The sequence below is a fragment of the Streptococcus mitis genome (assembly GCF_009496205.1).
GTDB classification, from domain to species: domain Bacteria; phylum Bacillota; class Bacilli; order Lactobacillales; family Streptococcaceae; genus Streptococcus; species Streptococcus mitis_BN.
In genome coordinates this window covers 1-15,551 of record NZ_WIJO01000052.1, presented here as the reverse complement: position 1 = coordinate 15,551, position 15,551 = coordinate 1, and the positions used below count along the sequence as shown (strand labels likewise).

The window sequence follows — 15,551 nt, the reverse complement described above, 5'->3', positions numbered from 1 at the left end:
TTCGAAACTTTGAAAACTTCAAAAAAAGGATTTTTATCGCTCTAAACATCAAAAAAGAAAGGACGAAATTTGTCCTTTCTCGAGCTTAGCTTTTCTTCAACCCACTACAGTTGACAAAGAGCCCTTTTTTGTGGCTGAGAATTATTTTGTCTCAGACTCTTTTTGAGATATTTTTTTCATTGTTTTAGGCAAACAACTGCTGATTTCCGTCGGCAAGACCACATAATGTTCTTGAGCTAGTTCTTGGGCTGCGGCTGAATGAAGATGAGTCGCTACCACCACACGTTCGTAGAGGCTGACTTGTTTAAACTGGCCTGCAAATCCTGCAATCATTCCAGCCAGAGCATCTCCCATTCCACCAGTCGCCTGATAGGGACCGCCAACCTGTAACTGGTAATAATCAGACTGACCAACTTGCCAAATACGAGTAGTTGGACCTTTCTCCACCAAAATTGTTCCTTGAGGAAATGAAGTCAGGGCACTAGCCGTTGCATCTTCGTTTTGCTTTTCAATAGCAATACCAGACAACTTTTCCCATTCTTTTTGGTGGGGAGTTAGGATAAGCTGGTTAGATGGAAACGACAAACTTGTTCTAGCAAGAATGGTTAAGGCCCCTCCGTCTACAATCAAAATCTGATTCTTTTTTAAGCTAGCAAAGACCTGTTTGACTAGATTTTCTCCAAAAGCATCGTCTCGTAAACCAGGCCCCAGCAAGACAACTTCTGCCTTCTTCAATTGCTCTTTTAACAACTGCTGGTCTTGAAGAGAAAAGGCCATAGCCTCAGGTAAATGGCTGTGCAGAGCTGGAATATTTTCCCTGTCCGTTCCAACGGTCACCAATCCTGCACCGCTTTTTACAGCTGCTAAAGCAGCCATGATAATAGCACCACCATAAGGATAAGTCCCACCCAGCAACAGCAGACGGCCATAGTCTCCTTTATGACTGGTACTAGAACGTTCAATAATGACTTTTTCTAATAATGCTTGCTCAATCACTTTCATTGTTTTTTCCTCTCTATTCATTATACTATAAAGTCTATCCACCTTGCATCTTGAACATAAATCTCTTCGTTTATATAGAAAAAGAGGGGGACAAAGCCCCTCTACGAAACATCTCATTTTTCTAAAAATAAATCAGTTTCTTTTTTACTTTTTGCTACAAAGATAGCGGATAGGGCTAGGCTAACACTTGCCAAGAAAATAGCTGTTTTTGACTGTTTCTCACCAGTTTCTGGCAATCTCTTGTCTTCCTTGGCAACTTGAACTAGTGCTTCTAGAGTCTGAGTTTTTTCTAACGAACTTAGTTTAAACTCTGGTTTTTCTACTGTCGGTGCAGCTTGACCGCCTACGGTTGATACTGGGCCTGTGTAGGCTGGAAGCTCATGTACCAATGCTTCTACTGCATTGACTCCTCCAGTAAACTCAGGAACATCAAGAACTGGTGCTGGATCTTCACCTTTACTTGATTGAACAGGTTCTTCTGTTAATTCTTGATAGAAGCTAGCTAACTCATAAAACTCAGCCTTACCACCTTCCCAGACAAGTTTAACATCTAGAAGTGAACCACCATTTCGAATTGCAAATGTTTGGAGACTTGAAGAAATTGCGCCAAGATCTGTCCAACTTTCTTGTCCATCCTTAAGTGTTCTAGCCTGAACACGTGCTTTCACTCCTTCAGGAAGGCTTGAAACAAGGCGTAGATGGTTGGCATTGGTTGGTTCTGACAAGTGGTAAACCAATTCACCCTTATCTTTTTCCGCCTTGTAACTAGTCAAGACTTTTCCATCTACGAGATTAGTATAGAAGTTGCCTCGGCTTTCGCAACCGTTTCCTTCTACAGTTGGATCATTGATTGGTTTGACAAATTCGCCATCATTGATAACCAATTCTGTAAATCCTACAAAACGAGCATCATAGTCAGCTGTATAGAGGACACGAAGATAGTTTGCTTTGACTGGTGTCGTCAATTCACCCTCGATGTAACGATTTCCTGGCATCTTAGAATCATGTGTCCAACCATCTGTCAATGAATCATCGTATGTACTATTGGCTACACCATCTCCCACTGTCACAACATCTGTCCAAGTTTTACCGTCTTGGCTGACTTGGATTTTACCATCACGAAGATAGTTTTGAGTTCCGTCTTGGATGTAGGCTCTAATCTTCTTGATAGTGCGTTCGCTACCAAGTTTCAAGGTTACATGGCCATCTTTATGGGCATAGTCTGAAAACTCAACGAAGTTGTTGTACACACCATCAAACAATTGATCGAGGTTATTAATCTTACGAACATCATTACTTCCATATGTTGGATGAATGCCCATAGTTGTAAATTCTAGTTTGGTTGGTTGCACTTCTTTAGTCGTTACAAGGAGAGAAGTTGATGGAACAGCCTGTTCTTGGTCTGTTTTATTCACAAGACGAACATAACGTACCAAGTGGGTTGCGACAGTTCTGTCTGTCAACTGGCTAGCTGGTGTCCATTCTTGCGCATTTACAGAGTACTCAAGACTTAGGGCTGGGTTGGCCTGGCCTTGGAGCTGGATGCTCTTGACTTGATGGATTCGGTCAAGCTTCATACCTAGATAGCTATGAGCAGGAAGTTTAGTTCCAGCTGGAATTTGAAGCTCGTAACTGCCCAAGCTATCCACTACTGGTGTTTCCTTTAAGGCATCCACGTTGGTGTCTGTTAAGTCAAGATTTGGACTATCTACATCCACTCTAAATTCCGCAATTCTCCACCATTTACTTAAGGTTTCTGTATTACGAATGCGAACAAAACGAGTTGTAAATTCTTGCACGATATCAGAAGTTCTTTGCCCTGTTAAATTTTGAAGTGTAGTCCAATTTGTACCATCCGCAGAATATTCGACGACTCCAGATGCTAGTTTATCCCGTTCCCCTTGCATCAGATGAACTCGTTTTACTTTATGCAATCCACCTAAGTCCATTTGTACCCAAGCTTGTTCTGGTGTGACATTGGTTTGATCAACATGTGCCATCATAGATTCCGTGTTTTCTTGACCATCTTGCATCTGAACAACACTTGTTCCATATTTATAAATCAGATTTGAACTTAAGCTAATAGTGCCCCTAACCTTCTTACTACCCAACTCTAGGGGTCTATTTACAGCAATTTCACGCATGGCGAGCCAAGCATTATCCTTCTTAGCTGTTGCTATCATACGAACAGCTTGAGCTGTGATATCGAGATCATTAAATTCCAGAATGCGTTCTCTACCAGTATATGCAGGGCTCGTTATGGCTACCCATTCTCCTTTTTCATTTTGATATTCCACAACTGCATTACTAAAGGTATAGTTATCAGCCGTATTAGTACCCGTAGCGAAACCTAATTTGTGTATTTTAATTGCCTTATTAAAGCGCAAGCCTACATAATCACCTCTTTCAATCACAATTGTTGTTTTGGCAATCACATGTGTATCAAAGTCACCATCTGTGACTTCTTTCAATCCGCCTTCTATTCCAGCACGATTCGTAATAAATGTTGTCACAAATTTATCTGGATTCAACATTGATTGGATGTGCAAGGCTAAGTATTCTTTGAGATTATTGATAAATGGTCGAATATGTTGGACACCAAATTCTGCGTATTCATAATGGTCAACGTAAAAGAAGGCATGTTTAACTGACTGGTCATAATGTTTGACTCCTGCCTGATAATACTCCCATACCTTGGCATCATTTTTTTCAGTAAGTCCTTCCGTAGCTGTTAAGAAAGCTTCAAGCGCGTTCATTTGATCCACTGTATTATCTAACCAATAGTGAATTTGTTCAATTAATTTCTGATCGCCTTTTTCTTTAAGTAGAAGAGCATTGGCTTTCAAACCAGCAAAAATTTCCCTCAACTCTTTTCTTTCAGAATCCAGATTTTGACCAGATTTGAGTTTGTTATAAAATTCTATCAATTTTGGAGCCAATTCTACAGACTCTTCTAATTTAGTGACATGTGGAGGTCTATTTTGATTACGCATATGTTTTCCGAGTTCTCTAAACGCCTTTGAAACACTGCTTTCTTCGAAACGATCATTGACTACAAAGTTAAAGGCCATATCGTTGATCTGTTCTGCTTCTTCTGCGCTTTGCCATTGCTTCCATCCATACTGAGCCATATCAAAAAGTGCTACTTTAGAAGCTTCAGATTGTTGCATTGGATTTAACATAATTCCTTGTGCAAGTGATAAATCAACATTTGGATGTAAGAATTTTTCACTACCACCGAGAATTAGGTGGGGTTTTGTATTGTCATTACATGGCCAGTTAATCCAAAACTGAATTGGACGGTAAATTTTACCGCCTTCCGTTAAATTTTTCTTTAAGTTCGTTAAGAATGTTTGGTCAACAGCACCCCAAACCTTTCCACCAGTAAGTGTTAAATGGACATTTTCAGGAAGATGTTCATTCAAGGTCCGGAGTTCAGCTTCAGTTCCTTGCCCCATGTACCAGGCAGGAACAAAAATCATATCTTTACGAAGACCACTGTATGTTGTTTGTTTTTCAGTCAACCAATTTGTTATATCCTTCATCAAGCGAACATAACTATGATAACCACCAACTGGGCTTGGTGCATCGTCTGCAAGCACACCAAATTCTCGCACTCCTACGTCCAATAACTGAGTAAATTTAGCCTTGATGGTTGCAAGATCAGCCTGGTAATGCGCTTCATTACCAAAGCGGATACGTTTATTCATAAATGGATGAATAGTCCAGACATAACGTGTTTTCGTCTCATTACCGACACGAGCAAGTTCACGAATTTCAGCCAGTTTTTCTTCTGGGTAGAGTTCACGCCATTTCTTATTGTGATATGGATCATCTTTTGGTGCGAAATAGTATTGAGTTAACTTCAATTCACTTCCATAACGCATCAATTCTTTACGATTTTCATTAGACCATGGATTTCCATAGTAACCTTCGATGAAACCACGGTTCTTGATTTCAGCGTAATCTTCCACTGTCACATTGCGAAGAACTGGAACTTGACTTTCCTTGAGCATGTGTTTCAAAGTTGTCAAACCATAGAAGACTGCATCTGTGTCTTTTCCGACGATGGAAATTGAGTTGTCTTTGATGGTCAGAGCATAAGCATCAATTTTGTCAAAGAGACCTGTTGAAACGTTAGATAAGTTTTGTTCTGCTTGTGTTCCTCGTCCATGTACTCCAAGATAGATATTAGTTGCGCCAGCAACTGCTGATTGACTAGTAGTGTAGGATACTTGATTGTCCTGCAAGACACTCTTCAAGCGATTACGAGTATAGACATCGAGTTGATCTCCCATTACCAAATTGACTTGCTTACGAAGAGCTGTCACTCCTTCTCCATAAGTCACTTTTTGTGGAGTTGGGAAGACCTTGTACTCTTTCTTTAGATAATATGCACTCTTGCTGGCAGCTACAATACTATCTTCGCTAGCTGGTTTGCTTGCAGTGAATTGATCCGCTAGTTCAACTGTTCCATCACCTGTTTGTTCTACTTTTGGAGTTTCAGGTGTAGTTGGTTGACTTGGTTTAGCGATTTCTTTATCATTTTGTCCTCCACTCATAGCTTCAGACGGCTTCGTTTCATTCTCTGGGGTTCCAGATGCATCAGCTAGTTTAGGATTATTTGTCGAATCGGTAGAGCCAATCGCTCCTGCAGCTTCTCCATTTCCAACTGTCGAGCTGCCTTCCTTCCCAGCATTTTCTTCTGCTTTCTTCAAAACTGCTGCAAGCTCATCAGGTAACTTTTCCAGTAGCTGAGCTTGAGTTATAGTTCCCTCTTTATCTCCTACACTACCTGTTTCTGCTGCCTCTACTAGATTAACACCAAAGATACTGGCACCAATCATAACAGAAGCTACTCCAATAGCGAATTTACGAATACTGTAATGACAACGTTTATTGAAAAAATTTTTACCCATCTTTATCTTATCTCCTTTCGTCTAAACACGAAAGTAAACGATTCCATTTTTACTAGTAAAGACGGAGAGGCCTAATTGGTCCTCTCCATCTATTCGACTCATTTATCGATTCATTTTTTATCTTCTACCAATCTATACAAATAGAATGGTATTAGCCGCATAGACTAATCCTCTTTGCGTTTTGCGGTTAATAAAGCTGCTGACAAGGCCAAGGTAACACCTGCCAAGAAAATAGCTGTTTCTGACTGTTTTTCACCAGTTTCTGGCAATCTCTTGTCTTCCTTGGCAACTTGAACTGGTGTTTCTGGAGTCTGAGCTTTTTCTAACGAACTTAGTTTAAACTCTGGTTTTTCTAGTGTCGGAGCAGCTTGATCTCCTACTATGGCTAGAATTCCTGTGTATTCCGGAACTGCATTGACTGTTGCTTCTACAAAGTTAGCACCACCTTTGAATTCTGGAACTTCGTTAATTGGAGCCGACTCCTCTCCTTTACTACTTGAAATAGATGCTTTTACTCCTATTTCAATAATACGATCTTGAACCTTTCTTTCTTCAGAATGAACAAGACTTCTAGTAGTACCCAAAACTTGAATATAGTCAACTTTTTCTCCATCCTGTCCTTCAGACACGATACGACGTTGACCTTGAGCAAGTTCAGGGTTTTCACGAATAATTTCTTTAAACGGAAGCGGAGTCTTTTCAATTTCCAAACTTGGAGTTTCTGCTACTAAGTTCTTAACGCCTTCTGTCGGTGTTGTTTGGAAAGTAGACTTAAAGTGTAAACGATATTCTTTCACCAGATTGCCATCTTTGGAAACAAGACGAACAAGTGTTGGAAGATTTGTATTTCCATGATCCACAACTGTGACTACTCCATGTCCACTAGTTGTCGCATTGACTTTTGGTTTAGTTCCCATTGTTGTTAGGGTGTACTCTGTCACATTTGGATCAAAGTTTTCCAATGATTTTCCATCAATCGAAATAGTCGCTGATGGTGTTTCGACTTCTGCTCCCTTGCCTGCAGAGTAGGCTGTAAATTCGACTACTGCTAGCCCGTTAGTAGTAGACTTACGAGTCATTCGAGCACGAATAGCTGTCGCTTGAACCGGTTCAAAGTTAAATTCGATTGGTTTCCCAGCTACTAATTCTCCAGAAGTTTTGTAAGGAATTGGTGCCCAATTTTCTGCCTTGTTGAATGGATGGTCGGCATTTTCTTCATAACGAGAAATCGTACTTGGTTCTGTAAAGGCAGGGCCAATATATCTTTCTAGAACCATTTTCTCTGGGGCATCTGTTCCACTATCTTTAAAGAACTGAATGGCTACTTTTCCAATAGATTGGGAGGCAATTTGACCGTCCTTCTTAAAGAGTAGTCCGACAGAAGTTTCTTCATTTTTCGGAGTACGAGACCAGTTTGTCCAACGTCCATCTTCATTGTATTTTCCATCATTGATATAGAAAATTCTATCATGTGAAGCTGCTTGTGTATCGTTCGTTGTCGAAGCAAAGGCTTTAGAATCCGTTTCATTGTTGCTTGGATTTTCTGAAATGACTTGATTTCCTTTAGAAACAACTGTCACCTGCATTTTAGTGGTTAGATTTGTACCAATGACATGACCGGTAATTTCAAATGTTCCCTCATGCTCTGTTGCATGTTCAGGAATAGCATCCCATTTCACTGCCAGTTTATCTGTAGTCCAAGTAGTTGAAGTTGGGTAATAAACAGTGACTTCTGAAGGAAGTTGAAGAGCATCTCCAACATTCAAAATTTTAGCACTATTTTCTGCAGCAAGAGGTTGACTAGTTTCTCTCTCATCATTGCGGAAGATTCGATATTCTTTCAATACCGTACCATCTTCTGCTTTTAAGATGAGACGTGTTGCACCTTTTGGACTAGTTGCAGGCACAACTGTTACCAAACCATTATTGCTAGCTGTTGCAGTGATTTCTTTGCTAGATTGAGGAATATAGTAATCAGTCTTAGATGGATTAAAGTGTTCAAGATCCTTGCCATCTACCTTGATAGAAATCTCTGAACTTGTAGAGCTTAACACCTTGTTTCCAAGAACAGTTAGCTCTGTCAGACCAACGCCTGATGTTCCATCAGCCTTCCTCATACGAATACGAACAGCATAGGTTTCTACCTTGTCAAATGTGAAGTGATTTGTTTGAGTTGCAGATAGCTGACTTGGAGCATGTAAGTTTTCAACTGCTTTCCAATTGTCTGGATTATTAAATGGATGATTGCTATCTCGTTGCGCATGACTGACATCACTTGGTAAATCAGGAATTTCTTTACCTACATAATATTCAACTATATATTCTTTTGGAAGACCAATTGCTCCATCAGTATAGAAATCAACTGATAAATTATTAACAAAACGTTTCGTCAAGTCTCCTGAATTACCAAACAAGATAGATGCCCAGTCATTATCAGTATTTGTTCTCCAAGTAGTCCATCTATTTTTAACGTCTGTTGTCGTTCTTGATACAGTCAAGTCGTTCAAGGCATTAGCTGCGTCATCTCCTCCTGTATTGGATACAATAGCAGCTGGCAATTGAGAACCTGTCCATTGTTTAGAGATATTATTTCCAGCAACAACTTGACTAGACACTCGAACATGAGCTTTAGTTGTAAGATTGCTACCTATTAAACGACCATTGATTTCATAGACCCCTTCAGTTTGACTAAAGTTGGCTGGAACCTTATCCCAAACTACATCTTTGTAGATAGTTGTTCCATTAGAATGGTAAGCACGAACATTAGCTGGCAATTGAACTGTCTCACCCTTAGGAAGAGTAAGGCTGATTTCCTCTGCAACTTGTAAGCCTTCAACTGTCACCGTTGCTTGAGCTTCAATATCTATGCCTTCTACATGTCCTTTAAGCGTAAAGCTATGATAATGTCCCAATTCTTTTTCATCTACCTTGTCCCAAGTTACAGATACTTTGCGTGGCAAGCCCTTATCAAATTCTGCTCCAACTTCTTTAGGTAGATTCGGTTGCTGATTAATGTCTGTAGAAATAGATACAGGATGAAGTTTCACAATCTTCTTGCTGACTTTATTTTCTTTAATCACTACTTCAGTAGTTACAGATTCTGTTTTCTCTGTTTGATTATCGATTCGAGGTGTCAAGGTCACTCTTCCCTTAGTATAGAGCAACAAGTTCTGTCCATTCACCTCAAGATGCCCACCATCAGATGATTTAGCTTCTAGGTGAATATCTGAAGCTGAAAATTCTGTTTGAGAACCATCCTCATAACTACCAATGACACGATAAGTTAATACCTGATCTTCAGTAGCAGTTTCTTTTCCTTCCACAACTACTTCCAAACGTTTCAAGGCAGGAGCTTCCTTAACAAACTGAATTAGGTAAGTTTGAACCAAGTCACCCTTTTGGTCACTCAAGAAAATCGAAGCCTGATAACCATTATCAGCAGAAGCTTGCTGAACAGTTACTTGATAACCAGTAGTCTGAGCTCCAACACTTGGAATTGTTCCAGTGTAAGGAAGAGATACACGATAATAAGTCTTACCAGACTCGAAGTTCTCAAGAGCTTTATCCCCAACAGTAAGTCCTGTAATGCTACTTGTTGTTTCCTTACTGCTTGCGATAAAGGTTGCAGTTACTTCACGATCGTCATCTACCAATTTACCAGTAGCCTCCGTACGTCCACCTTCCTTGGTCAAAGCAGCAGGATCTTTCAAGGTCCAAGAAACAACATCAGTATCAATCAAACTACCATCTGTCAGAACAGCTGTGACCGTTTTATCCAAATCAGCTACAGTTGTACCAACTGGTACTGTAGCAACTTTTGGTAACCATCTATCTAAGGCAATCACTTTTACAAGTGCCTCAGCTTTGGTTTCCAAACCTTCTACACGTCCAGATACTTTTTTCTCACCTGCACTTGTAAGCAAGTCAGCTGGCACGTCCCATGTTACAGTCTTTTCCTCAACACTACCGTCGCTATAAATAGCTGTTACTGTTTGAGGCAATTCAGGATTTGTAGTCACATCAGTTGTTGCTTTTACAGGAGCAAAGGCTACAAAATGACGGTTTTCTTTCTTACCAGACACAGTTGCGACCGTTGCGCTATCAGAAGTTAAACCAGCAGAATCTGCATAAAGAGTAAATTTACCTTCTTTTTCTGTTGATTTTACAATGACAACTCCTTTACCATTGAAAGCACGTCTTTGCCATGTTCCATCTGCTTGAGCTTTGTAGCGCTCACGACTAGCTTGTTCTCCATTATCCACACCAACAATCTGTCCCTGACCATGAAGATTGAAATGAACAAGATTGTTAGCTGTCGGAACCACATTCCCATCGCCATCAACAATTTCGTAATGAATATAAGATAAATCTTTACCATCTGCAGTGATAACATGTTCTTCTTTAGTCAGACGAACCCTTGCTGGCTCCCCAGCAGTTGTCACACTATCACGCGCAATTTCGTTACCATTTTCATCTCGAGCAATCGCAGTCAGTGTACCTGGTTGGTATTTTACAAGCCACTCAAGATACAATTCACTTGGTTTAGCCCCCTCATGATATGGACGTCCATCTTCTGTCGTTTTCTTAGTAAATTCCTTTTTACCAAGCGACTCACCATTTAAGAACAATTCGACACTTGCAGCATTTGAGAAGGTACGAACTGGAACCTTTCCATCGACCAGCATCTTGCGATCCTTAAGAGTCTCTTCAGTCCAGTTCCAATGCGGTAAAATTCGGACAGTTGGCTTTTCTTTAGCACTATACCATTCACTACGGTAAAGGTAAAAATCATTCTTCGGTAAACCAGCGGTATCGATGATACCAAAGTAAGAACTTTTTACAGGTGTATTATCTTGGTTATGCCATGGAGTTGGTTCACCGATATAGTCAATTCCTGTCCAAATAAATTGTCCAGCATAGCCAGCACGATCACGGTCAAAAGTCCATGACTCAGTAGCTGTTCTTCCCCATCCAACACGGTCGTTACCATAATCAGATTGTTCATAGTGACGATTTGGACGGTTATCGTGTCCAAGGATTTGAGCAGGATTGTAATAAGAATCACGCGTTCTAGTAGCTGAAGAGGTTTCAGAACCATAAATGAGCCAGTCTGGATGCGCTCTACGAACCGCATCATAAAAACGTTCACCATAGTTCATACCGACAGCATCCATGATTTCTGCAACTTTTAAGAAATCACCTGTCGCTGCACGACTAAATTTATTTTCACCCATAGTGACATAACGTTCAGTATCAATTGCCTTAATAATAGCCTTCAGACGTTTAGCTGTCTCGATAGAACGAGGACTACCATTTGCCTCTTCCACCTCATTTCCAAGAGACCACATTACGATAGACGGATTGTTCTTATCACGTTCTACCATTGTTCTAAGATCAAAATCAGACCACTTCTCACCCTTCTTAGCTTCAGGATGAGTTGCATCTTGATCAAAGAACCGTCCATAGTCATAAGTCTTCTTGCCACCATACCAAGTATCAAAAGCTTCCTCTTGCACCAAAAGACCTAAACTAGCTGCAGCATCAAGCAACTGAGGGCTAGCTGGATTGTGGGTTGTTCGAATAGAGTTAACCCCCATATCTTTTAGGAGTTTTAATTTACGATAGGTAGCCTTATAATTTTCTTCTGCACCCAAAGCTCCATTATCATGGTGAATACTTACTCCGTGGAATTTCATGCGTTCACCATTCAGAGAGAAACCATCCTTAGCAGTCCAATTGAAATAACGGTAACCAAATGTATCTTCTGTTACATCAACTAGTTGACCTTCTTTATAAACCTTTGTTTTCAGCACATACAGTTGAGGATGATAACTTTTTGTCGTCCAAAGAGTTGGTTTATTAACTAGGATTGTTTGTCTGAAATCTGCAACTTCATTTTCTGCTAAATTCTGCGTTTCAGAGCGAACTAATTCTGATACAACCTTGCCTTCCTTAGTAAAGATTTGTTGTTCCACAAAGACTTTAGCAGCCTTCTTATCCGTATTTTTAATCTTACTTTGAACCTGTGTTTCAACATTCCCTTCTTTTTGCTCAGCAAGTTTTGGAGTAGTGATATGATTACCATTTTCGGCAACATGGACTTTATCACGATAACTAAGAGTTACATCACGATAAATCCCACTTCCTGAATACCAACGACTACTTGGTTGCTTATTGGTCACTTGAACAGTAATTGAATTTTCACTACCATCCTTGTTTAAAAATTCTGTGATATCATATGAAAAATGATTATAGCCACTTGGATAATGTCCTACAAATTTACCATTTACATAGACCTTTGAATCCATGTAAACCCCATCAAAATTAATACGAACATCCTTATTCTTGTCTACTTCATTTAATGTGAAAGTCTTACGATACCAAGCTGTTCCACCATTTAACTGACCACCTTCATTACGCGCGGGAGATTTGTGATCAAAGTCAAAATAAATACTCCAATCATGAGGAAGATTCAATTTAGACCAATCATGAACATCCACATCTTTTTTTGAAAAATCGCCTTGGGCATTTAGTTTAAAATACCAATCTTTATTAAAATCTTGTTTTCGCTCAGATAATAGCTGTTTTTCCTTTTCAACTTCAGCTTTGTTTGACTCTCCAGACAGTGCTTGCGATTTTTCAGAAGAAGGTTTGATCTCTGTGTCTGCTTTCACTTGGTTCTTTTCAGAAGTTTTTTTAGAATCCTCTTTTACTTCTGTTCCAGCTGTTACTGCAGATTCAACAGGCTTTGGATTTGCCTCTTCAGATTTCTGTTTGTCCTCAGTTTTGGTTCCTTCTTCTACTTTATTTGGAGTTTCCACTTTAGGACTAGCCAATTCATGACTACCATCGTTAGCAGGTCTAGTAGGTTCTGTATCCTTAGTCACTTTATCTTCTGTCGACTCAGCTTTGGGTTTTACAAACTCACGCCCACCATTCTCATCAGCCTTTGCGATAGCAGCTGCCACATCATCGGGAAGCTTATCTAAAGGCTGAGGTTGATGAACAGTTGTTTCTTCTGTTTGAGTATTGGATGAAGCCACCTCCTCAGCTTGTACAGCTGAAATACCAAATATACTAGCCCCAATCATTACAGATGCCGCACCTATTGCAAATTTACGAATGCTATAATGACAACGTTTATCAAAAAGTCTTTTGTTCATTAAAATCCTCATTTCTTTCTCTTGATACAAAGTAAGCGTTTGCTTTTTAAAAAATAACCTCCTTCTGAATACACAAACAAGTACCAAGTTCGATAATATATTTTATATATTGAATATATCAAAACACGCCTGAAATTGCAATCATTTTCCATCATTTTAACCTAATAAAATGGTATATAATAAAAGTTCATTCAAAAGAAATAGGTGCAATGAAAGTACCTTTCTGTTCTAGACTCTTTCCAATACAACTTTCATTCCATTAATAGCATTTTCATACTTCAAATTTATAGTTTATGGACTCATATCATTATAGACTGCGTTCATTTGCATACACTACGTAAAAAGATCCTGGGACAATAGTCCCTTATTTCCAAAAAAAGCAACGGATTTGCCGTTGCTTTTTTTGCATGGTTGCGATAGTCTTGGTAAAATAGAATTGCTTAATAAACCATTTAGAAAGGCCATCCCATGCATATTCACTATAACACAGATCAAACAACTTTACCACTAGAAATCAGTTCTTTCTTGCCACAGGACCATCTCGTCTTTACTATTGAAAAAGTGGTGAATACCTTGGAGGATTGTCACTTCCATGCCTTCTATCATGACTTTGCTCGCCCGTCTTATCACCCTAAAATGCTTGTATCTACTCTTCTATTTGCCTATTCACAAGGGATTTTCTCTGGACGAAAAATTGAAAAAATGATGATTGAAAATCTGGCTATGCAGTACCTAACAGGGCAGTTGGTTGTCAGCTATCGCACCATCAATCGTTTTCGTGTAGCTGAAGGGATGGAAGAACTCATTCGCAATCTTTTCATCGACCTCAATCTTCGTTTAAAAATGGAAGAGTTAGTGACTTTAGATTGTCTGTTTATTGACGGAACTAAGATTGAAGCCAATGCCAACAAATATAGTTTTGTGTGGAAGAAAGCAACGGACAAGTTTTCCGCCAAACTTCAAGAACAGATACAGGTCTATTTTCAAGAAGAAATCACTCCCCTTATCCATCAAGCTATCGAACTGGATACACAAGAGCCTATCTCCTCAGAGCAATTGCTTGCATTCGCTCAATGTCCTTGAAGGAGAATTGGAAAAATTTAACCAGGACATTGAGGAGACACCCGTTAAAGGGAAGGATGAACGTAAAACCCAGCGTCGTAAACTCAAGAAAGTCTTGCGTAAAGTCAAGGAGGATTTTTCAGTACATGCTGAAAAGTATGAGAAGTATCAAGAAACATTTGAAGGGCTCAACAGTTTTTTCAAAACCGATCCAGATGACACTTTTATGCGAATGAAAGAAGATTATATGAAAAATGGCCAACTCAAGGCTGCTTATAATCTTCAAATCGCTACTGAAAACCAATTTGTTCTTCACTATGATGTCTTCTCAAATCCGACAGACACCAAGACTCTTCTGCCATTCCTTGAAACCTATCCGCATGACTTGAAGACAGTTGTCGCAGATGCTGGATATGGAAGTGAAGAGAACCTCCTTCGTTTAGATGAAAAGGGGGTGAACCATCTGATTAAATATGCCATGTTTGACAAGGAACAGAAGAGAGGGTATAAACAGTCGGATAGAAACTTAGCGAATTGGCACTATGATGACAAGGAGGATAGCTACACACATCCTGATGGCTGGTGCTATCGTTTTCACCATATCAAACATCAGAAAACACAGACGGACTTTCAACAGGAAATCAAGATTTACTACGCTGATGAACCTGAATCAGCCCCTCAAAAGGGACTGTATATGAACGAACGCTATCAAAACTTGAAAGCTAAAGAATGTCAGACGCTTTTATCTCCCGAAGGTAGACAGATTTTTGCTCAACGCAAGATTGATGTGGAACCTATCTTTAGGCAGATAAAGGCTTGTTTGGGTTACAAGAGATGTAATCTGAGAGGGAAGCGTCAAGTGAGAATTGACATGGGATTGGTACTTATGGCCAATAACCTCCTCAAATACAATAAGAGAACGACTCAAAATTAAAAAGCTAGAGTTCCGCAATTGGAAAGCTCTAGCTTTTTTGGCTCTATAATATTTGTAGTGGGTAAATCCCCTATGGATATTATGGAGCCTATTTTGTTGTAGAAAAAAAGTCCCATATCATCTATAATGAAAAGCGACCAAACTATCATTAGAAAAATTCATATGGAACAATTACATTTTATCACAAAATTACTAGACATTAAAGACCCAATATCCAAATTATGGATGTTATTAATAGGGACACACATAAAGAAATCATTGCTAAATTGGACTACGATACCCCATCTTGTCCTGATTGTGGAAGTCAAATGAAGAAATATGACTTTCAAAAGACTTCTAAAATTCCTTACCTCGAAACAACTGGTATGCCTACTAGAATTCTCCTTAAAAAACGCCGTTTTAACTGCTATAAGTGCTCGAAAATAGCGGTCTCCGAGACCTCCCTCGTCAAGAAGAATCATCAAATCCCTC

The 15,551-nt window shown here is 39.5% G+C and carries 2 protein-coding genes and 4 pseudogenes; 2 read left to right on the top strand and 4 right to left on the bottom strand.

Annotated elements, in window-relative coordinates:
* Positions 1-141 precede the first annotated feature (141 nt).
* The 4 genes and pseudogenes from GEZ85_RS08240 to GEZ85_RS08230 all read right to left on the bottom strand — a co-directional run bounded on the left by GEZ85_RS08240 (position 142) and on the right by GEZ85_RS08230 (position 13,084).
* Complete coding sequence (locus tag GEZ85_RS08240; protein WP_153210028.1) at positions 142-1,002, bottom strand: NAD(P)H-hydrate dehydratase; 861 nt, start codon at positions 1,000-1,002, stop codon at positions 142-144.
* A gap of 113 nt (positions 1,003-1,115) precedes the next feature.
* Positions 1,116-5,534: pseudogene (locus tag GEZ85_RS08235) on the bottom strand (SIALI-17 repeat-containing surface protein); the annotation flags it as partial.
* Positions 5,535-5,813: 279 nt separating this feature from the next.
* Positions 5,814-5,921: pseudogene (locus GEZ85_RS10400) on the bottom strand (YSIRK-type signal peptide-containing protein); the annotation flags it as partial.
* A gap of 164 nt (positions 5,922-6,085) precedes the next feature.
* Positions 6,086-13,084 (bottom strand): SIALI-17 repeat-containing surface protein, encoded by a 6,999-nt coding sequence (locus tag GEZ85_RS08230; RefSeq protein ID WP_153210026.1) that lies wholly within the window; start codon positions 13,082-13,084, stop codon positions 6,086-6,088.
* A gap of 468 nt (positions 13,085-13,552) precedes the next feature.
* Here GEZ85_RS08230 and GEZ85_RS08225 point away from each other — a divergent pair.
* Together GEZ85_RS08225 and GEZ85_RS08220 are read left to right on the top strand one after the other, a co-directional pair.
* Positions 13,553-15,080 (top strand): annotated as a pseudogene (locus GEZ85_RS08225) (IS1182 family transposase).
* 162 nt (positions 15,081-15,242) lie between these two features.
* Positions 15,243-15,551 (top strand): annotated as a pseudogene (locus GEZ85_RS08220) (transposase family protein); the annotation flags it as partial.